Raw genomic sequence first — 20,273 nt, 5'->3', positions numbered from 1 at the left:
CCCACCGCCCCCGCCGCACCGGCCCGGCCCGGCGAGGCCGGCCCGCTGCGCCGCCGGGTGCGCGGAGCGACCCTGTCGGCCACCACGGCGTCGACCCGGCTGCCCAAGACCCGGGAACCCGTCACACACCGCCGGCCGCCCTCCTGGCAGCCCACGGACGCCGAGGCGGCCCGCTCCGAGATCGACGAGTTCGAGGCGGCCGTCCAGCGCGCCCAGCGCGAGAGCGAGACCGGTGAACACCCCCTGTGGGTGCCCCGCCCCGACGGAGCCGGCGAACCCGCCGGCCCCGACACCCCGTACAGAAGACCCTCTTCCCCGGAAGGCATGAGCACGTGACCATGTGGACAGGCGGGCCGGAGTCCCGAACCGCGGAGCCCGCGACCGATGTGAAGGCCGCCGCTGCCGACTTCAACTGGCTGCTCAACCGGTTCGCCACCGAGACGGCCGGGGTCGTCGACGTCATCGGAGTCTCCTCCGACGGGCTCCTGATAGCCGTCTCCCAACTGCGCGGCCAGGCCGACTCCGAACGCCTCGCGGCGATCGTCTCCGGCATCACCAGCCTCGCCATGGGCGCCTCCGGCAACTACGGACTCGGCGGCCTCAACAAGGTCATCATCGACCTGGAGGAAGGACACGTCCTGGTGTCCGCCCTCGGCGCCGGAGCGGTCCTCGGCGTCGTCGCGTCCAAGGAGGCGAAACTCGGCAACATCGCCTACGAGATGACCCTCTTCGCCAACCGCGCGGGCGCCGTACTGAGCCCGCAACTCGTCATGGAACTGAAGAACAGCGTGGGCATCGCACCGGCCGGATGACGTCCGAGGCGTCGCACGACCGTGACGGCACTGGGTGAAGGGGGAGGACGTGACCACGTCCGGCGAGCCACTGGCCGGCGACGACGCCGAGTGGGGGACCGAACGGCCCGCCTCGGTCGTCCGGCCGTTCCTGCTCACCGCGGGACGGATCGCCGGCGGGGACAGCCTCGTCCCGCCGATCCCGATCGAGACACAGGTCGTGGCCACCGAGGTGGGGCTGGCCGCGCTCGACGCGTTCGTCTTCGACCAGCACCGCGACATCATCACGGTCTGCCGTGAGCCGCAGTCCCTCGCGGAGATCGCGGCGAAGCTCCGGATGCACCTGAACGTCATCCGGGTCCTCGCCGACGACCTGCGCGCCGACGGTCAACTGGCCCTGTACGCACCGCAGGCCCACTCCAACCGCGATGTCTCCGTATTGCGAAGGGTTATCGATGGTCTCCGAGCTATCCCCGACTCCCGGGGCGCGATCCGTGAGGGCTGACGACGAGCGGCCCCGGCCGCCGCTGCCGGTGAAGATGGTGATCGCGGGCGGCTTCGGCGTGGGCAAGACCACCACGGTCGGCGCCATCTCCGAGATCGAACCGCTGACCACCGAGGCGTCCATCACCTCGGTCGCCGCCGGCGTCGACGACCTCTCCCACACCCCGGAGAAGGTGACGACCACCGTCGCCATGGACTTCGGCTGCGTCACCCTCGACCCGACCCTGAAGCTCTATCTGTTCGGCACCCCCGGGCAGGAACGCTTCGGCTTCATGTGGGACGACCTCGTCGAGGGCGCGCTCGGCGGTCTGGTCATCGTCGACACCCGGCGGCTCGACGACTGCTACGCCGCCGTCGACTACTTCGAGCACCGCCAGATCCCCTTCGCCGTGGCCGTCAACGCCTTCGACGGCCGGATCGAACACGATCTGGACGACGTACGGTGGGCGCTCGACGTCGCCGACCACGTCCCGCTGACCGTCTTCGACGCCCGCGAACGCGGCTCCGTGCGCGACGCGCTGCTCGTCGTCCTCGAACACGCCCTGGCCACGGCACAACGCTGAGTGCCTGTTTTCGATCCCGGGTTTTGAGTAGTTTTGTGCCCTAGGATGGCGGGGTGTCCGAGGACGCCGGGCAGGCTGCGAGACGGGTGTGTGAGGGTTGTGGAGTTCGGCTCAGGCCGGAGGCTCCGCCGCGGACGCGGTTCTGCTCAACCGCCTGTCGGGCCAGACAGTGGCGCCGTGACCTGCGGCTGCGCAAGCGAGTGACTGCGGAACTGGGTGGCGCCGGTCGGGCCGAGTGTCCGGAGTGCGGGGACACGTGGGTCGCGGGGGTGGACCGCCGTTCGAACGCGGTCTACTGCTCGCGGCGGTGCGTCACGAGGGCCTGGCGGGCCCGGAAGCAATCGTTCGGCGAACGGTCACAGTGACCGCAGCGCGAACGCAGTTGGGGCCCAACTTCACTCACGCGATGGGCAATTTCGGTCATTCATTGTGATCTTAGGATTTCCGGTCTGACGCTCGGTTCCAGCTGCGGGACGGGTCTCGCCACGGCCGAGGGGTCGTGCCCCGGGCCCGCAGTGGGTGGTGACACGCCATGCCCGAAGAGATCGAGACGGCCGACACAGTCGGCAGCGTCAGCGCGAGCCGCTACGCGGAAATCGTGGCCGAGCTGCGGAAACTGGTAGAGACGGCCAGCCGCATCCAGTTCACGATCGGCGACTACGCGCTGGAGGTCGAGCCGATGCGCGAACGCGGGGGGTCGGCACCGAACAACCAGTTCTTCACCGTCAAGGACTCGCTGTTCCGCCTGTCGGAAGACGCCGGGGTGTCCTACGAGCAGATCGACAAGGCCCGCTGGACGGCATCGCGATGGCCGAAGGACCGCCGGGTGTCGGGGGTGTCCTTCACCGTCCACTACATCCTGGCGTCCATCACCGACGACGAGGAACGCTTCGACACGATCCTCACCCCGCCGAAGGGCAAGTCCCGCTGGACGCCGGACGAAGCCAACCGCCGGGTCGGCCGGCAGGTCGTCAAGCCCGTCACCCCGCAGGAGAAGGTCAGCGCGATCCACACCCTGGCCACCGACGAGGAGGTCGCCGCGACCGTCACCAGCGACCTGCTGCGCCGCCCGACGGTGGTCGCGCAGGTCCGGCAGGAGGACAAAGTCCGGGTCGTCGAAGAGCTGACCCGCGACGACCACGTCGCCGCGAAGGTCACCACCGGCCTACTGCGGCGCCCGGATGTCGCGTTCCGGGCGATGTCGGACGACACCGCCCGCCACCAGGTCAACCACGCCCAAGTCGAGCGGGGCCGGCGGGCCCGCGAGGACTTCGAGGACACCAGCCCCGTCGCGCCGGCGGTGAAGAACATCGACAGGTCGGTGGAGTTCCTGGACCTGATCACCGCCTGCCACGCGTTCGTTGCCGCGGCCGGCCGGGTCGTCCCCGGCATGCGCGACCGGCAGCTCGGCGACGACGAACGCGTCATCATGCACGAGAATGTCGCCCGCGTTCGGGCGACGCTGGACTGGATCGAGACCGCTGTCGACACCGGCAAGGTCGACGTCGACGACGAACTGGCCAAGCTCCTGCAAGGGGAGTAACCGTGCCGCGCGCCTCCGAGCGCAGATCACCAGCCGCACAGCGGCACGCCGACACCGTCCGGTTCGTGCTCTTCGAAGCACGACCGGCCGGTCTGACCTTTCCCCAACTGGTCAGATCCAGCGAGCTGTCACCCAGCCAGACCCGCGCCGGTTTGGCCTGCCTGCGCGACACCATCACCGAACGCAACTGGCCGCCACTGATCTGGACCCTGAAGGACGGCTACAAGTTCTGCGCCGACCCCGAACAGCTCCAGGCATACGAGGTCGCGGTCATCCGTGGCAAGCTCACCGAGATCCGCCGGTTCATCACCGGCACCGTCGCCCCGCACGCCGTCCTCCAACCGAAGGGCCGGTGGATCAAGCACCTCAACACCCAGCTCAACTCGGTGGAGTCCACGCTCGACGTCATCGCCGACTTCACCGATGCATGACCGGCCCGGACCGCCGTCTGCCTGGGGGCACGGCGGGCCGGACCCCTGTCCCAAAGGAGGGATCGTTGCCGCGGCCACGCTGCTACCCCTCCGACACCTGGGACGACGAATGGGCACTGATCGAGCCCCTGCTGCCGGTCCCGGCTTGCGAGACCCGAACCGGCGGGCGGCCGGAGAAGCACCCGCGCCGGGAGATCGTTGACGCGATCCGCTATGTCGTGGACACCGGCTGCAAGTGGCGGGCCCTGCCCAAGGACTTCCCGCCCTGGCGGACCTGCTACGGATTCATGGCCCGCTGGGCAGCCACCGGCGTCATCGGACAGATCCGTGACCAGCTCCGCAAACGCATCCGCCGCGAGATGGGCCGGGCCCCCGGAGCGGTGGCCACCGTCATCGACTCCCAGTCCATCAAGGCCGCCGAAACCGTCGGCAAGGACTCCCGCGGCTACGACGCCGGCAAGAAAATCAACGGCCGCAAACGCCACCTGGTCGTCGACACCAAGGGCCTCCCGCTGCTGGTCATGGTCACCCCGGCCGACATGACCGACCGCAACGCCGCCAAGGAAGTCCTGTTCCGGCTGCGGCTGATGCACCCCGAAATCACCATCGTCTGGGCCGACTCCGCCTACGCCGGACAGCTCGTGACCTGGGCCAGAACCTATCTGGGCCTGACGATCAAAACCGTCAGCCGCCCGAAGAACGTCCCCGGATTCGTCGTCCTGCCCCGCCGCTGGGTCGTCGAACGCTCCCACGCCTGGGTCATGCACGCCCGCCGGCACGCCCGCGACTACGAACGGCTCATCCAGCACTCGGAGTCGCTCATCACCTGGGCTGCGATCACGCTCATGACCAGGCGAATCACCCGCCGGTCCTCCCGCAGAAGCGGACAGCCCGCCTCCCGCGAAGCCGATCGGGACTGATCATTCTCAAGGTGCTCGTCGTCACCTTGCCCAGCACCAGCCCCAAACTCCGGGCCTCGGCACGATCTTCCCACCGCCGCCGGCCTCTGTCAGCAAGGGCAGCCCCCGGCCGCTGGCCCGGCCAGGGCCTGTCACCGGAGATCTGCTCGTGGAGGCCCGCGCGAGAGTCGCCGTGACCGATCGGCGAACGGAAGACCGTGGCGCCTCCCACGTGGCAGGCGTGTTCACCTGGCTGGAGGCCCGACCAGATGTCGAGTGATGAATGCCTGCCAGAGGTCGGGCGCGTGTTCCGGCGTGTGTCGGTGGCCTCCTGCAAAGCCGTGGAGTTCCTTTGCGGGGCTGGCGAAGGCGTCGAAGAGCTCAAGCTGTCCCGCCCGTGGAAAGACGTCGTCGTCCCACTGAAGGTGGAAGAAGACCGGCACGATGATGCGGGAGGCGGAGCTCAGCGAGCGGCGTGGTGCCTGTAGGGCGGGGTTCATGTCCGAGGTGGGCTGCGTGCCGAACTTGCCCAAGACGGCGCACTTCAGCCCAGGGACCGGGGCCGCTGCGGCGGCAAGTCCGTAGCGAGTGCCCATGGACAATCCGAAGTAGGCCCGGCGTGCGCTGTCAGCGATACCAGCGTGCGTGAGCAGGTCGCAGGTCGCCACCCAGTCACCGGCCATGCGGTCGAGCACCCTGTCGATGCCCTCGGCCGCAATCCGCGCCTGATATTGGGCGGTGGAGAGCGGCGAACTCAGCCGCTCACCGTGATACGGACCGTCGATCGCGGCAGCTGCGAAACCTGCCGAGGTAAACCGACCTGCCATCGAGACGATGCGGCTGCTGCTGCGATCACCGCTGCCGCCATGCCCCAGCAGTACCAGGGGGACGGGTCCCGACCGCGACGCCGGTACCCATACGGTCCCGGGGACCGAGCCGACTGCCCGCCGGATCAGGAATGACCGCCTCGTGACGTTCCCCGTAAGCAACTCCTCGACACCCCAATGTGCATCCTCAGCCATCGGGCCATGGAAGCAGGGACCGCACGGCTGCTCAACTCCTGCCGGTTCAGAAACAGGCACTGAGGCGGGGAGGACCCATCGGTCCTCCCCGCCTCCGTGCTGCCCGACCGCGCCTACGCGGACCGGCGCCTGCGCACCCCGGGGGAGACCGCCACCCGGCCCACCAGCCAGAACAGCATGAGCACCAGGAGCGCCAGGACCGCCGTGAGGGCGGCCCCGCCGACGACCTTCTCGTAGTCCCGCTGGTACAGCCCGTCCAGGATGTAGCGGCCGACCCCGCCGAGCGACACGTACGCCGCGATCGTCGCCGTCGACACGATCTGGATCGTCGCCGAACGCAGCCCGCTCAGGATCAGCGGCAGCGCGGCCGGGATCTCCACCTGGAACAGGATCTTCGACTCCGCCATGCCCATGCCCCGGGCGGCGTCGACGGGGGAGGGGTCCAGGGTGCGGACCGCCTCGTAGGTGGTGATGAGGATCGGCGGGATCGCCAGCACCACCAGCGGGATCATCACCGGCACGATCCCGATCCCCAGCCACACGAACATGAGCACCAGCAGACCGAACGTCGGCAGCGCGCGGGCGCCCGCCGACAGGAACGCGAGCGTATTGCCGCCGCGCGCGGTGTGCCCGGTCACCAGGCCGATCGGCAGCCCGATGGCCGCGGCGATGGCGAGCGCCCCCGCCGTGTACTGGAGGTGCTCCCAGACCCGCTGCGGAATACCGTCGTAGCCGTGCCAGTGGGCGCCGTCGCTGAAGAACGACTGCATGAAGTTCAGTACGTTCACGAGACGGCCTCCGGGGTGCGGACCGCCGGGTCCTCGAGAGCGGGCGCGGACCGCCGGGCCGCGCGCGCGGACGGCGGCTCCCACGGGGTGAGCAGGCGGCGCAGCAGGACCAGCAGCGCGTCGACCACGATCGCCAGCACGGCGGTGGTGACCACCGAGGTCACCGCGAGCCGCGGCCGGTGGTAGAGCATCGCGGTGGTCAGCAGGTTGCCGAGGGCGCCCTGGTTGCCGATCAGCGAACCAACGCTCACCAGGCTGATGCTGGAGGCGGTGGCCACCCGAAGACCGGCCATGATCGCCGGTACCGCGATGGGCAGTTGGACCTGGAGGTAGCGGCGTACCGGACCGATGCCCATCGCCGCGGCGGCCGCGTTGGTCTCCGCGGGCACCGACCGGATGCCGTCCACGACCGCCGGTACGAGCACGACCAGGCTGTACAGGCACAGCGGGATCATCACGGTGAGCTGGGTCAGCCCGGTGGAGTCGATGAGCACCACGAAGAACGCGATCGACGGGATCGCGTACAGCACCGTCGAGGTCCACAGCACCGGCGGATACAGCCAGTCGAAGTGCACGCACAGCAGGCCGATCGGCAGCGCCAGCAGCAGACCGACCAGGACCGGGATCAGGGCCTCCTGCATGTGGATGCCGATCAGGCCCGGATAGCTGTGCTGGAGGTCGCTCGGTATGTCGAAGAAGCCGTTCATCACAGGGCCTTCGCCGGGGCGGCGTCCCGCGCGGCGTCCGCCGCCGCGCGCTGCCGGGCCGCCCGGATCGCCGCCGCGATCGTCTCCTGCCCGGCCACGCCGAGCACCTGGCCCGCGGCGTCGACGCCGACGGCCCGGCCGGTCGGCGACAGCACGGCCCGGTCGAGCGCGACGCGCAGCGAGTCCCGGCCCACCTCGAAGCTCTGCCCGTGCGGTTCGAGCGAGGCGGCCTCGCCGTCCCAGGCGTCCGGGGCCCAGCCGAGCGGCTTGCCGCCCGCGTCGGTCACCAGCACCGGCGCCTGCGCCGTGCCGCGCCCGGCGGCCTCCCGCGCCCCGGAACCGAGGGGGACGACCCGGGACCGGTCGAGTTCGAGGTCGCCGGAGGACAGGAAAGAGAGTCCGCGGATGCCCCGGTCCGCGCCGAGGAACTGCTCGACGAACGAATCGGCGGGCGCGGAGAGGATCTCGTCCGGCGCGGCGAACTGGGCGAGCTTGCCGCCGGTGCGCAGTACGGCGATGCGGTCGCCGATCGTGATCGCCTCGTCCATGTCGTGGGTGACGAAGACGATGGCCTTGCCGAGTTCGCCCTGGATGCGGAGCAACTCCTCCTGAAGACCCCGGCGGACGACCGGGTCGACGGCGGAGAACGGCTCGTCCATGAGCAGGATGGGCGGATCGGCGGCGAGGGCGCGGGCCACGCCGACGCGCTGCTGCTGACCGCCGGAGAGCTGGTACGGGTAGCGGCGGGCCATGCCCGGGTCGAGACCGACCCGCTCCATGAGTTCCGCCGCGCGGTCCCGGGCCCGCTGCTTGGACCAGCCGAGCAGCCGGGGCACGGTGGCGATGTTGTCGAGGATCGTCCGGTGCTGGAAGAGACCGGCGTTCTGGATGACATAACCCATCGAGCGGCGCAGCGCGTTGACCGGCTGCCGCATGATGTCCTCGCCGTCGACCCGGATCGTGCCGCTGCTCGGCTCGACCATGCGGTTGATCATGCGGAGCGTGGTCGTCTTGCCACAGCCGGAGGGTCCGACGAGGACGGTGATGGAGTGGTTCGGTATCTGGAGGGACAGGCGATCGACGGCCACCGTGCCGTCTGCGTATCGCTTGCTGACATCTTCGATGGCTATCAAGCGTCGAAACCCTTCGGGGACGGCATTGCTCGCGCGTGGCGCGAAGGCGTGCACAAGGGGTCGTAGTCTAGCCAGTTGATGTTCGTTCCCGGCCAGCGCCGGTCACCAGACCCGTGCGGGCGTCCCGTTTCGCCCCGGTCGTGGCGGAAACGCGCGACCGGGCGTCACCTCCCGCGGGGCCGCGCCGGCCGGGCCTGGCCGGATTCGTGCCGTTCGGCGCGCAGGACCCGCAGGTGGAACGCCGCCCAGGTACGGAACGGCCGCCAGTCCTCCGCGATCGCGGCCGGATCGCGGCCGGGCCCGTACTGGTCCTCGATCTCCGCCGCCAGCCGCGGTTCCCGGGTGGGCAGCACGTCCGGATGACCGGCGCCCCGTACGACGACGAGTTCGGCGGCGAAGACACCGAGCCCCTTGACCCGCTGGACCCGGCGCATCGCCTCCGCCGGGTCCAGGGCGCGCAGTTCGGCCCCGTCCAGCTCCCCGTCCAGCGCGGCGGCGGCCACGGCGCGCAGATACTCGCTCTTGCGCCAGGGCAGTTCGACGTCGAGACCGACCAGCCGCCCGGGCGAGGGGAACGCCCCGTCGTCGCTGAGCCGGGCCACGATGTCCGCGAGGGTGCCCCGGGCGGCCGTCCTGCCGGTGCGCTGGGTCAGCACCGCCCAGACCGCCGCCTCGTACGGGGAGTGGAAGCCGCAGGGGCGAAGTCCCGGCCTGCGCGCCTGGATCCGGCCGATCACCGGGTCGCGGTCGCCGACGGCGGGCCAGTCGCGGGCGTCGACGTCCAGGGAGAGGAAGCGGGCCACCTGGTCCGCCGCCGCGTCCAGATCGCCGTCCCCGGTGACGACGATCCGCGCGGCGGAACCGGACCGGCCGGCCTCCTGCTGCCCGACCTCCGCCGTGACCCGCCGCCAGTCGGCGTCCGCGTGGAACACCGTCCGCAGCGTCCCGCCCCGGCCCGCCGCGCCCACCGGGGGCACCGGAGCCATCTCCTGCCAGAACTCCCGGCTCCGCTCCAGCGACCACGGACCCGCCACCTCGTACGTGACCTCGTGCCGCCCCATCTCCGACCTCCCGCTCCCGGGACACGCTCACTGCGCCCACGCGCACCACTGTGCCGCCCGTACGACCCGGATACCCGGCACAACCCGTCACGTGCTTCCCGGCCGGGAGCCCTGTCCGTCCCGGCGGCCCGAGCGCGCGGCTTGGTCCGTCGGGGTGAACCATGCCCCGCCGCCGCTCCCGGTTCGTACGAAAATCGGGGCGGGGTGCCGAGCATGGGCGCGTGCGGGGCCTGCCGGCCGCCGCCGCCCGTACTCACGTACCGAGGTGGAGACATGCTCAGCCCGCGCGCCCGGCGGACCACGAACCGGCTGCTCGCCCTGGTGGCGGGCGGTCTGCTGCTCGGCGCCGCCGCCCCGGTGTCCGCGCCGGCCGCACCGACCGGCCGGGTCACCGTCCCCGCGCCCGGCGCGGGCGGCTGGACGAGCAACGGGTCCGCCCGGATCGCCGGCACCGGCCTCCAGCTCACCCGGACCGGCGCGCACCAGGCCGGCTCGGCGGTGTACCCGGTCCCGGTCGTCACCGACGGGCTCAAGGCCGCGTTCATCACCGTCATCGGCGGGGGCAGCGGCGGCGACGGCCTCACCTTCGGCCTGCTCGACCCGGCCCGCGCCACCCCCACCGCGCTCGGCGCGGCCGGCGGCGGGCTCGGCTGGGCGGGGACGCCCGGTGTGGCGGTCACGTTCGACACCCACCGCAACACCGGTGACCCGTCGGGCAACTTCATCGGCGTCACCGCCGCGACCGGCGACAGCTCCCGCACCCTCGCGACGACCTCCGCCCGCGTCCCCGACCTCCGCTCCGGACCGCACGCCGTCGCCATCGAGGTCTCGGGCAAGACCCTGAGCGTGTGGATGGACGGCGCCCGGCTGCTGAACGCCACCGTCCCCGACCTGCCCGCGACGGCGATGCCCGCCTTCACCGGCGCCAACGGCGGCAAGACCGACAACCACGCCGTCCGCGACGCCGTCATCACGGCGGCCTCCTACGCGGTGGCGCCGCCCGGCCCGAACGGCTGGGCCCACAACGGTTCCGCCGCGCTGTCCGGTACCGGCCTCGTCCTCACCGACGCGGTCCGCGACGCCAGGGGATCGGCCGTCCAGGCCACCGCCGTCCCGTCGGCGCGGCTGCGCGCCCGCTACACCGCGCGCCTCGGCGGCGGCACCGGCGGGGACGGTCTCGCGCTGGTCCTGCTCGACGCGGCGAAGGCGACTCCGGCGGCGCTGGGCGCGGGCGGCGGCGGCCTCGGTTACGCGGGCCTGCCGGGGGTCGCCGTCACCCTCGACACCCACCGCAACCCCGGTGAACCGGCCACCGGGTTCGCCGGGGTGGCCGTCGGCGCGACGGGCTCCCTGCCGCGGTACGCGGCAGCCTCGGCCGCCCTGCCGGGCCTGCGGACCGGCACCCACGCGGTGGACGTGTCGGTGACGGGAACGGGCCACCTGCTGGTCACCGTGGACGGCACCCGAGCCCTGGACACCGAGGTCGCCCTCCCCCGGAACGTACGAATCGCCTTCACCGCGGCGACCGGCGGCCACACAGACCAGCACACCGTGCGCGATGTGCTGATCACCTACTGAGCATTGCTGGGGGGCGGGGGCTGGGCCTGCGGGTTTACGGGGGAGCCGGGCCGCCGGTGCGCGGGGCCTCACCCGAGCGGGGTCCGCCGCCGGTGCACGGGGCCTCACCCGAGCGGGGTCCGCCGCCGGCGGTCACGGGTCGGTGCACAGGACCCCGGTACGCGCGGCCGGCGCGGGTCAGGCCGCCCTCCGTGTCGCCGCGCTCGCCGGACGGGGTGCGACGGCCGGGTCCGCGGGGCGGACCGAGGGGGTCGGACGCGGTGCGGCAGCCGAGGGGGCCGGGTCCGGCGACACCGCCGGGGGTGTCGCCGGGGCGCCGACCAGGACCCGGGGACGGGTCTCGGCCCGCGCGGACGGCCCGGCGGGCGAGAGCGCGGCGTGGTGCCACAGCCACAGGATGTCCCGGCCGAACGACCAGACCAGCGAGGCGAGCGCCGGCAGCACGGCCGCCACCGTCACCGCGTACGGCAGGACACCCGCGCCCGCCACGAGCAGCACGACACCCTGAAGGGCGGCCACCGTCTTGCGGGCCATGCTCGGCGGCAGCGCCGCGTTCAGCCACGGCAGCACCCGGGCCGCCGCGACGAACACGTACCGCATCGTGCCGATCAGCAGCACCCACGGGCCGAGCGACATCGCCACGTACACGCTCAGCACCAGGATCAGGAACGCGTCCACCTCCATGTCGAAGCGGGCGCCCAGCGCCGACGACGTGCCGGTGCGCCGGGCCACCTTGCCGTCGACCCCGTCGAGGATCAGGGCGACCGCCGTCAGGCCGACGAGCAGACTCACCGGCGGCGAACTCTGGAAGGAGTCCGCGACGAGCGCGGTGACCCCGCCCACCAGGATCGCGCGGCCGAGCGTGACGCGGTTGGCCGGTCCGAAGGAGCGCGGCCGGGTCCTGCGCAGGGCGCGGGTGAGCACCGCCCAGGTGGCGATCCCGAACGCCAGCCCGGTCAGCCAGCCCGCGGGCCCCATCCCGATCACCGTGCCCAGCAGCACCAGCAGCAGGAGCTGCGCCCCGGCCCCCACCATGGTCTCCTGCTGGGGAAGCCTCGCGTACGTGTTGTTCAGGGCCACCGCACATCCTCCGGCCGTGTGACAGAGTCGATCAACGCCGCGTACCGTCCACGGCTTGTCACCGGTCCGTACGTGAAGATCTGCCGAAACGTTCAGGGGGACGCTCATGGAACGCACCGCCCGCGCGGACCGCACGGCTCGCGCCTTCTGGCTCGCCGAACCCGGCCGCGGCGAGATCCGCACGGCGTCCCTGCCCGCTCCGGGGGACGGAGAGGTCCTGGTCCGCACGCTGTACTCGGGGGTCAGCCGGGGCACGGAGACCCTGGTGTTCGGCGGCCGGGTCCCGGAGAACCAGCACACCGCGATGCGCGCGCCCTTCCAGGAGGGCGACTTCCCCGCCCCCGTGAAGTACGGCTACCTGAACGTCGGCCTGGTCGAGGAAGGACCCGAGCGGCTCCTCGGCCGTACCGTCTTCTGCCTCTACCCGCACCAGACGCGGTACGTCGTCCCGGCGAGCGCCGTCACCGTCGTGCCCGACTCCGTGCCCGCCTCCCGCGCGATCCTCGCCGGCACCGTCGAGACCGCGGTCAACGCCCTGTGGGACGCCGCCCCGCTGATCGGCGACCGGATCGCCGTCGTCGGCGGCGGCATGATCGGCTGCTCGGTCGCCGCCCTCCTCGCCCGCTTCCCGGGAGTACGGGTCCAGCTCGTGGACGCCGACCCGGAACGCGCGGCCGTCGCCCGCGCCCTCGGCACCGGCTTCGCGCTCCCCGGGGACGCGGCCGGGGAGTGCGACCTCGTCGTGCACGCCAGCGCCACCGAGGCGGGGCTGACCCGCTCGCTCGAACTCCTCGCCCGGGAAGGGACCGTCATCGAGCTGAGCTGGTACGGCGACCGCCGGGTCACCCTGCCGCTCGGCGAGGCCTTCCACTCCCGGCGGCTGACCGTGCGCGGCAGCCAGGTCGGTTCCGTTTCCCCCTCCGGCCGGGCCGGGCGGACCTACGCCGACCGGCTCGCGCTGGCCCTGGAACTCCTCGCGGAACCCGCCTTCGACGCCCTGATCACCGGGGAGTCCGCCTTCGCCGAACTCCCCGGCGTGATGGCAAAACTCGCCTCCGGATCGATCCCCGCCCTGTGCCACCGCATCGCCTACGACGAGGTTTGAGCCGACCGGAACCGGCCTGACCTCCATGGACTCCGAAGAAAGGGCGACCGGCGACTGAACGCGCCGCGCCGGGCACCCGTACTAGAAGTCGTGATCCCGGCAGAGGATCAGACGCACCGCACCTGGAGGGTCGTCCGTTGTTCAGCATCACCGTCCGCGATCACCTGATGATCGCCCACAGCTTCCGTGGCGAGGTCTTCGGACCCGCGCAGCGCCTGCACGGAGCGACGTTCCTGGTGGACGCCACCTTCCGCCGGCCCGAACTCGACGAGGACAACATCGTCGTCGACATCGGGCTCGCGACGCAGGAACTCGGCGCCGTCGTGGCCGAGTTGAACTACCGCAACCTCGACAGCGAGCCGGACTTCAAGGACACCAACACGTCGACCGAGTTCCTCGCCAAGGTCATCGCGGACCGGCTCGCCGCCCGGGTGCACGCGGGCGGCCTCGGCGAGGGGGCCCGCGGCCTGACCGGCATCACCGTCACCCTGCACGAGTCGCACATCGCCTGGGCGAGTTACGAGCGTGCGCTGTGACCGACGTGATCCTCGACAAGGCGACCCCGCGGGCCGGACACGGCGCGGTGACCTCAGGCCCCGGCGGCGCCCTGAACTACGTGCCCGTGCAGCATCCGGCTCTGAAGAACGCCGAGATCATCCCCATGTCCCTGCGCTCCGTGCACTTCGTCATGCCGGGCGGCGTCGACGACCCGGCCGCGCCGAGCGGCGGCAACGCCTACGACCGCCGCCTCTGCCTGGACCTGCCCGGCTTCGGCTGGCAGGTCCACCGGCACGCCGTCGCCGGCGAGTGGCCGCGCCCCGGTACCGCCGCCCGCACCGAACTGGCCCGCACGCTCGCCGGCCTGCCCGACGGGTCGGTGGTCCTCCTCGACGGACTGGTCGCCTGCGGAATCCCCGAGATCGTCGTCCCCGAGGCGGACCGGCTGCGCCTGGCCGTACTGGTGCATCTGCCGCTCGGCGACGAGACCGGCCTCCCGGCCGCCGTCGCCGCCGACCTGGACGCCCGCGAACGGACCACCCTGCGGGCGGTGCCGGCGGTCGTCGCCACCAGCGACTGGGCCGTCCGCCGGCTCGTCGCCCACCACGGCCTCGCTCCCGACCGCGTCCACGTCGCCGCCCCCGGCGCCGACATCGCCCCGCTAGCCTCCGGCACCGACGGAGTCTCACGGCTGCTGTGCGTCGCCGCGGTGACCCCCCGCAAGGGCCAGCACCGGCTCGTCGAGGCCCTCGCCACCGTCACCGACCTGCCCTGGAGCTGCGTCTGCGTCGGCGGACTCGCCCAGGACCCGGCCTACGTCGCCCACCTGCGCACCCTGATCGCGCAGTACGGCCTCGGCGACCGCCTCCATCTGGCGGGACCGCAGGCCGGCGCCGAACTCGACGCCAGTTACGCCGCCGCCGACCTCATGGTCCTCACCTCGTACGCCGAGACGTACGGCATGGCCGTCACCGAGGCGCTGGCGCGCGGCATTCCGGTGCTCGCCACCGACGTCGGCGGCCTCCCCGAGGCGGTCGGCCGCGCACCCGACGGCGGGGTGCCCGGCATCCTCGTCCCCCCGGAGGACCCGGGGGCGCTCGCCGCGGAGCTGCGCGGCTGGTTCGGGGAGGCGGACGTACGCCGCCGGCTCAAGGCCGCCGCCCGGGGCCGGCGCGCCGCGCTCGACGGCTGGGCCACCACCGCGCGCAGCCTGGCCCAGGTCCTCGGCCGGCTGCCCGACGCCCCCCGGAGGGCAGCGTGAACGCCCGGACGACCTCCCCGGACTCGACCGACTCGACTGACTCCACGGTCTCGACCGACTCGACCGACTCGACGGTCTCGACGGGTGAACCGGAGTCCGGGTCGCCCGCGCAAGGGGCGGGGGCAGGGACGGGGTCGCCCGAGGAGCGGACGACCAGGGGCGCGGTGGCCTCGGGTGCGGCGGCGGACACGGTGGCCTCGGGCGCGGCCGCGGAGGAGGCGCCGGCCGGTGTGACCTCCGAGGGCGCGGGTGCCGACGGGGCCGGCGGGGGAGACGCGGGGGCCGGCGCCGACGAGGTGCCGCGTTACGCGCCCCAGTGGCTGCGGCTGCGCGAGCCCGCCGACGCCGACGCCCGCGCGGCCGACCTGCTCGGCCCGCTGCGCGCCCGGCTGGCCGAACGGCCGGAGCCCGGTGCCGGCCTGGTGATCCACGACCTCGGCTGCGGCACCGGGTCCATGGGCCGCTGGCTGGCCCCCCGGCTCGACGGCGCCCAGCACTGGGTCCTGCACGACCGCGACCCGTACCTGCTGCACTTCGCCACCGTGGGGGCACCTGACGAGGCGGCCGACGGCAGTCCCGTCGCCGTCACCACCCAGCGCGGCGACATCGGCCGGCTGACCGCGGACGCCCTCGCCGGCGCTTCCCTGGTGACCGCCTCCGCGCTGCTCGACGTGCTCACCGGCGAGGAGATCGACCGGCTCGCGGCGGCCTGCGCCGGTGCCGGGGTGCCCGCGCTGCTGACCCTGTCCGTCGTCGGCCGCGTCGAACTCGACCCGGCCGAACCATTCGACGCCGAGATCGGTGAGGCCTTCAACGCCCACCAGCGGCGCGGCGACCGGCTCGGCCCCGAAGCCGTCACGGCCGCCTGCGAGGCGTTCGGCCGGCACGGCGCGACGGTGCGCGCGCATCCGAGCCCCTGGCGGCTCGGCCCCGACCGGGCCGAACTGACCGCGCAGTGGCTGCGCGGCTGGGTCGGCGCGGCGGTCGAGCAGCGCCCCGACCTCGCGGTACGCGCCGAGCCCTATCTGCGCGCCCGCCTGGAGGCCTGCTCGGCGGGGGAGTTGAGCGTGACCGTCCACCACAGCGACGTACTGGCGCTGCCCCGGGGGAACGGGGGCACGGCATGAGCCCGGGCCTGAAGACGGCGAGCACGCCGGTGCCGGTCACCTCGGCATCTCCGGTGAGCGCGCCCGTGCCGGTCACCTCGGCATCTCCGGTGAGCACGCCGGTGCCGCCCACCTCGGCAACTCCGGCGAGCGCGCCCGTGCCGCCCACCTCGGCATCTCCGGTGAGCGCGCCGGTGCCGGCAACTCCGGCGATTCCACCTACCGCGCCGGTGCCGGTCACCCCGGCAGCTCCCGCGAACGCGGCGCCGGTTCCCCCGTACGCCATGGCGGTGAGCCCGGACACCCCCGCGAGCCCCGTCACGCCGGGGCGCCCGGCCGGCCCCGCGTCTTCGCCGAGCGCCGCCGACGAGGCGGGCCCCGGGCCCGGGGCCACCCGGCGTGTCCTGCGCCGGTTGCGCAAGCACCTCGGCACGGTCGCCGGTGTCCTCATTCTCGGTGTGCTGCTCTGGCGACTGGGTACCGGAGTGTTCCTTGACGGGTTGCGACGGATCGACGGGACGACGCTCTTGGCGGCGATCGGGATCGGGCTGCTCACCACGGCGTTCAGCGCCTGGCGGTGGTGCCTCGTCGCGCGCGAACTGCGGATCAGGCTCCCGCTCGGCGCGGCCGTCGCGGACTACTACCGCGCCCTGTTCCTGAACGCCGCGCTGCCCGGCGGTGTCCTCGGCGACGTGCACCGGGCCGTACGGCACGGGCAGAGCGCCGGCGACCTCGGCCGGGGCGTGCGCGCGGTGGTCCTCGAACGGACGGCGGGACAGGCCGTGTTGGTCGCCGTGGGAGCGGCGGTGCTGCTCACCCAGCCCTCGCCGGTGCTCACCCAGTCACGGGAGTCCGCGCTGCTCCTGGCCGTCGTCTCGCTGTGCGGGGTGGTGACCGTGGGCGCCGTCCGCAAGGGCCGGACCCCGGCGCCCGCGACCGCCCGCCACGGCGCCGTCCGCGCCGCACTCGCCGAGGCGCGCGGCGCGCTGCTGGCCCGGCGGAGCTGGCCCGGCGTGACCCTGTCGTCGGCGGTGGTGCTCGCCGGTCATCTGGCGATGTTCGTCCTGGCCGCCCGGGCGGCCGGGTCCGACGCCTCCACGGCCCGGCTGCTGCCGCTCGCCCTGCTGGCCCTGCTCGCCATGGGGCTGCCGCTGAACATCGGCGGCTGGGGACCCCGCGAGGGCGTCACCGCCTGGGCGTTCGGCGCCGCCGGGCTCGGCGCGGGCATGGGGCTGACCGTCGCCGTGATCTACGGCGTACTGAGCTTCGCGGCGAGCCTGCCCGGCGCCGTGGTCCTGGTCGTCCGGTGGGGTGCCGCGCTGCGCCGCCCTCGCGAGGAGAGTACGGAAGGGCGTGATCAGTGCAGCGTCTCGGACGTCACCAGAGAGAAGTACGCGCCGAAGGCCTCGGTCAGCCCGGCCAGCAGCTCCCTGCCCTTCTCGGCGGAGGCCATCGAGGGGCGGCCGATGACCCCGGACTCGGTATAGGCCGACATACCGAGCGTGAGCAGATGCCGGCGGTCGTCGGCGACGAAATCGGAGGTCTCATAACCGTCTTTGACGCATTCCGGATGGGCGTGCAGGAGAATCGACGTCTCGATTTCCCCCGCGTGCATGTCGGTGAGCAACGAGGTCCGCACACCGGCCCGTTCACAGGCGCCTTCCCAGTCCTCCACCGCGGGGAAAAGCGCCATGCGCGTACCGGTGCCCGCGGATTCCTGGACGACATTGCCCAGGACGTAATTCCCGCCGTGGCCGTTGACCACCACCAGGGTGTCGACGCCCGAGCGCCGCAACGAGGCGGCGATGTCACGGACCACCGCGTAGAGGGTGACCGCGGAGATGCTGACCGTGCCCGGCCAGGCGGCGTGCTCGTGCGAGCAGGAGATCGTCACCGGGGGAAGGAGCCGCACCGGATAGGCGGCCGCGATCTCCCGGGCCACCGCGCACGCGACGAGGGTGTCCGTCGTCAACGGCAGGTAGGCACCGTGCTGTTCGAGACTCCCGACGGGAAGCACGGCGACCTGACGGGTGACACCGGCCCCCCGGTCGCGGACGTCCTCCGTGGTGTCCAGCGGCAGCACACCGGACACCGTCGAGCGCGTTCCCGAACCACTCATGTTTTCACGGCCCTTTCGACTCTGCTTAGGAACCAGATCATGACAGATAACTTTGGCGTACTCGGCGGGAATGCCCACCTCACAGGTGTCGAACGAGTCGTGATCGCCCCACTGCCCACCGAATACGGTGATTTCCACGCGGTCGGCTACCTCGACCACGACCGGGGTGAGGAACAAGTCGTGCTCGTCTACGGCGACTTGGAGGCGGTGCGGGAAGGCGATGTGCTGACCCGGCTGCATTCGGAATGCCTGACCGGTGACGCGTTCGGGTCGCAGCACTGCGAGTGCGGGCCCCAACTCGCCGCGGCGCTGCGGGCGATCGTCGCGGAGGGGCGCGGTGTGCTCGTCTATCTGCGCGGCCACGAGGGGCGCGGTATAGGGCTGCTCGCCAAGCTGAAGGCGATGAAGCTCCAGGCGGAGGGCCTCGACACCGTGGAGGCGAACCTCGCCCTCGGCCTGCCGGTGGACGCCCGCGACTACGGGGTGGCGGCTCAGATGCTGCACGACCTCGGCGTGGGGTCGGTGCGGCTGCTGTCGAACAACCCGCGCAAACGCGAGTCGCTGGTCCGGCACGGCATCAACGTCGCCGAACAGGTCCCGCTGCTGATACCGCCCTGCGAGGACAACCTCACCTATCTGCTCACCAAGCGGGAGCGCCTCGACCACTACCTGCCGCATCTCGACGGCGAGGAGTGGGCGAAGGCGATCTTCTGCGGATCGGCCAAGACCGTCGCCTCCGAGGAATGACCCGCGCCGCCCGGCCGCCACTGCTCGTATGATCGCCCGGCACCTGGAGGCGATCGACGGAGCCGGGTCCGGTCCCGTCGGCGAGGAGGACGATGAAGACCGCGGCGCGCCCGACGACGACCCGGACGGCGCCGCTGCGCAGTGCCGCCTTCCGCCGGTTCGTCCTCGCCAACCTGGTCTCGGCCACCGGGACGGCGATGGCGCCGCTCGCGCTCGCCTACGCGGTGATCGGCGAGGGCGGCGGGGCCGGATCGCTCGGCGTGGTGCTCGCCGTGAACACGGTTCCGACGGTCGCCTTCCTGCTGGCCGGCGGGGTCCTCGCGGACCGGATGTCCCGCAGCCGGATCCTGGTGGCGGGCAACCTGGTCGCGGCGCTCGCCCAAGGCGCCCTCGCCGTCGTCGTGCTGAGCGGCGCGGCCTCGACCCTCACGATCGCCGCGTGCGGATTCCTGTCCGGCGTGGCCGTGGCGTTCACCGTGCCGGCCGGACAGGGCGTGGTGAACCAGTTGGTGGCGCCCGAACAGCTCCAGCAGGCCAACGCGCTGGTCAGGGTGCCCAGCAACGCCGTACGGGTGCTCGGTCCCGTCGTGGGAGGCGTCGTCGTCGCGCTCTGCGGACCCGGCTGGGCACTGTCCTGGGACGCCGTCACGTTCCTGATCGCCGCCCTGCTGCTGCACGGGCTGCGCCTGGAGACCCCCGTCACCGCGCACAGCGCCCTGAGCGACCTGCGGGCGGGCTGGGCCGGGTTCCGCTCCCGCACCTGGCTGTGGACGTACACGGTGGCCGGAATGGTGGTGGTCGCCGCCTGGCTGGCCGGGTTCCAGATGCTCGGGCCGGTCCTCGCGGCACAGCTGTACTCCGGGGCCGGTTCCTGGGGGCTCGTGCAAGGGGCCTTCGCGCTAGGCCTGCTGGCGGGCGCGCTAGTCTGCCTGTGGTGGAAGCCGTACCGCCTGCTCGCCGTCGCCGTGGCCACCTCCGCGCTGCTCTTCCTGCCGCTGACGGCGATGGGGCTCGCGCTGCCCCTGCCCGCCGTACTGGCGGCGGCCCTGCTCGCCGGCGTCGGCCTGGACGTCGCGATCGTCGCCTGGACCACCGCCTTCCAACTCCATGTTCCCGAACGCGAGCTGGGGCGGGCCGGGTCCTTCAACAGCGTGGGGGAGCGGCTCGCGATCCCGCTCGGCTATCTGCTCGCCGCTCTCGCCGCGGGCCTCTGGTCCGACCGGGACGTCCTGCTCGTGTGCGCCGGGGTGATCGTGGCCGCCGCGGCGGCCAACCTGTGCGTCCCGGACGTGTACCGGATCAACCGGACCACGGGGCGGCCCGGTTGACGCCGGTCG

The 20,273-nt window shown here is 72.7% G+C and carries 20 protein-coding genes and 2 pseudogenes; 15 read left to right on the top strand and 7 right to left on the bottom strand.

The window, feature by feature from the left end; translation table 11 throughout:
- The 7 genes and pseudogenes from AB0912_RS30380 to AB0912_RS30350 all read left to right on the top strand — a co-directional run.
- Positions 1-336, top strand: a pseudogene (locus tag AB0912_RS30380) (hypothetical protein); the annotation flags it as partial.
- A 2-nt stretch (positions 337-338) separates the two neighbouring features.
- Positions 339-812: a roadblock/LC7 domain-containing protein gene (locus AB0912_RS30375; protein ID WP_366705466.1), complete on the top strand. Its 474-nt coding sequence runs from the start codon at positions 339-341 to the stop codon at positions 810-812.
- Between the two features lie 49 nt (positions 813-861).
- Entirely contained in the window at positions 862-1,296 is a 435-nt protein-coding gene (locus AB0912_RS30370) for a DUF742 domain-containing protein (RefSeq protein WP_366705456.1), read from the top strand.
- A 34-nt stretch (positions 1,297-1,330) separates the two neighbouring features.
- Positions 1,331-1,858, top strand: a complete 528-nt coding sequence (locus AB0912_RS30365) for an ATP/GTP-binding protein (RefSeq protein WP_366705464.1) — start codon at positions 1,331-1,333, stop codon at positions 1,856-1,858.
- A gap of 532 nt (positions 1,859-2,390) precedes the next feature.
- Positions 2,391-3,401, top strand: coding sequence for a DUF6192 family protein (locus AB0912_RS30360; protein ID WP_366705454.1), 1,011 nt, complete (start codon positions 2,391-2,393; stop codon positions 3,399-3,401).
- 2 nt (positions 3,402-3,403) lie between these two features.
- Positions 3,404-3,832 carry a RacP protein gene (locus tag AB0912_RS30355; protein WP_366705452.1) on the top strand — a complete coding sequence of 143 codons (429 nt, stop codon included), beginning with the start codon at positions 3,404-3,406 and terminating at the stop codon, positions 3,830-3,832.
- A 65-nt stretch (positions 3,833-3,897) separates the two neighbouring features.
- Complete coding sequence (locus AB0912_RS30350; RefSeq protein WP_366705450.1) at positions 3,898-4,752, top strand: IS5 family transposase; 855 nt, start codon at positions 3,898-3,900, stop codon at positions 4,750-4,752.
- 224 nt (positions 4,753-4,976) lie between these two features.
- On the opposite strand, the gene AB0912_RS30345 is transcribed toward AB0912_RS30350, so the two are convergent.
- From AB0912_RS30345 to AB0912_RS30325, 5 genes are all read right to left on the bottom strand, one after another.
- A complete protein-coding gene (locus tag AB0912_RS30345) occupies positions 4,977-5,753 on the bottom strand; it encodes a hypothetical protein (RefSeq protein ID WP_366705448.1) in 777 nt (258 codons plus the stop codon).
- 113 nt (positions 5,754-5,866) lie between these two features.
- Positions 5,867-6,541 (bottom strand): ABC transporter permease subunit, encoded by a 675-nt coding sequence (locus tag AB0912_RS30340; RefSeq protein WP_366705446.1) that lies wholly within the window; start codon positions 6,539-6,541, stop codon positions 5,867-5,869.
- Positions 6,538-7,248, bottom strand: a complete 711-nt coding sequence (locus AB0912_RS30335; protein WP_366705444.1) for an ABC transporter permease subunit — start codon at positions 7,246-7,248, stop codon at positions 6,538-6,540. The genes AB0912_RS30340 and AB0912_RS30335 overlap by 4 nt, the downstream gene beginning before the upstream one ends.
- Entirely contained in the window at positions 7,248-8,381 is a 1,134-nt protein-coding gene (locus AB0912_RS30330) for an ABC transporter ATP-binding protein (protein ID WP_366705442.1), read from the bottom strand. Before AB0912_RS30330 ends, AB0912_RS30335 begins: the two co-directional genes overlap by 1 nt.
- Before the next feature lie 164 nt (positions 8,382-8,545).
- Positions 8,546-9,442, bottom strand: coding sequence for a DNA-3-methyladenine glycosylase 2 family protein (locus AB0912_RS30325; RefSeq protein WP_366705440.1), 897 nt, complete (start codon positions 9,440-9,442; stop codon positions 8,546-8,548).
- 273 nt (positions 9,443-9,715) lie between these two features.
- Here AB0912_RS30325 and AB0912_RS30320 point away from each other — a divergent pair, with 273 nt between their 5' ends.
- A complete protein-coding gene (locus AB0912_RS30320; RefSeq protein WP_366705438.1) occupies positions 9,716-11,020 on the top strand; it encodes a hypothetical protein in 1,305 nt (434 codons plus the stop codon).
- A gap of 177 nt (positions 11,021-11,197) precedes the next feature.
- On the opposite strand, the gene AB0912_RS30315 is transcribed toward AB0912_RS30320, so the two are convergent.
- A complete protein-coding gene (locus tag AB0912_RS30315; RefSeq protein WP_366705436.1) occupies positions 11,198-12,100 on the bottom strand; it encodes a CDP-alcohol phosphatidyltransferase family protein in 903 nt (300 codons plus the stop codon).
- A gap of 106 nt (positions 12,101-12,206) precedes the next feature.
- Here AB0912_RS30315 and AB0912_RS30310 point away from each other — a divergent pair, with 106 nt between their 5' ends.
- The 5 genes and pseudogenes from AB0912_RS30310 to AB0912_RS30290 form a co-directional block, all read left to right on the top strand.
- Positions 12,207-13,205 carry a dehydrogenase gene (locus AB0912_RS30310; protein WP_366705434.1) on the top strand — a complete coding sequence of 333 codons (999 nt, stop codon included), beginning with the start codon at positions 12,207-12,209 and terminating at the stop codon, positions 13,203-13,205.
- 137 nt (positions 13,206-13,342) lie between these two features.
- Positions 13,343-13,741 (top strand): 6-carboxytetrahydropterin synthase, encoded by a 399-nt coding sequence (locus AB0912_RS30305; RefSeq protein WP_366705432.1) that lies wholly within the window; start codon positions 13,343-13,345, stop codon positions 13,739-13,741.
- Positions 13,742-13,812: 71 nt separating this feature from the next.
- Positions 13,813-14,964 (top strand): glycosyltransferase family 4 protein, encoded by a 1,152-nt coding sequence (locus tag AB0912_RS30300; RefSeq protein ID WP_366705462.1) that lies wholly within the window; start codon positions 13,813-13,815, stop codon positions 14,962-14,964.
- A 230-nt stretch (positions 14,965-15,194) separates the two neighbouring features.
- Positions 15,195-16,091, top strand: coding sequence for a class I SAM-dependent methyltransferase (locus tag AB0912_RS30295; RefSeq protein ID WP_366705460.1), 897 nt, complete (start codon positions 15,195-15,197; stop codon positions 16,089-16,091).
- Positions 16,088-17,290: pseudogene (locus tag AB0912_RS30290) on the top strand (lysylphosphatidylglycerol synthase domain-containing protein); the annotation flags it as partial. The gene AB0912_RS30295 and the pseudogene AB0912_RS30290, both read left to right, overlap by 4 nt.
- Before the next feature lie 137 nt (positions 17,291-17,427).
- Here the strand turns inward: AB0912_RS30290 and AB0912_RS30285 are convergent.
- Positions 17,428-18,189: a creatininase family protein gene (locus AB0912_RS30285; RefSeq protein WP_366705430.1), complete on the bottom strand. Its 762-nt coding sequence runs from the start codon at positions 18,187-18,189 to the stop codon at positions 17,428-17,430.
- A 39-nt stretch (positions 18,190-18,228) separates the two neighbouring features.
- On the opposite strand from AB0912_RS30285, the gene ribA reads away from it, so the two are divergent.
- Both ribA and AB0912_RS30275 read left to right on the top strand, forming a co-directional pair.
- Complete coding sequence (gene ribA / locus AB0912_RS30280; RefSeq protein ID WP_366705428.1) at positions 18,229-18,936, top strand: GTP cyclohydrolase II; 708 nt, start codon at positions 18,229-18,231, stop codon at positions 18,934-18,936.
- 92 nt (positions 18,937-19,028) lie between these two features.
- The gene (locus tag AB0912_RS30275) at positions 19,029-20,264 is read left to right on the top strand and encodes an MFS transporter (RefSeq protein ID WP_366705426.1); all 1,236 of its coding nucleotides are present in this window, start codon (positions 19,029-19,031) and stop codon (positions 20,262-20,264) included.
- The last annotated feature ends 9 nt before the right edge of the window (positions 20,265-20,273 follow it).

The organism is Streptomyces sp. NPDC007084, from assembly GCF_040703595.1.
Classification (GTDB): Bacteria; Actinomycetota; Actinomycetes; order Streptomycetales; family Streptomycetaceae; genus Streptomyces.
Note: the sequence above shows the minus strand (reverse complement) of the source record. Positions and strands in the feature narration are given on the sequence as shown.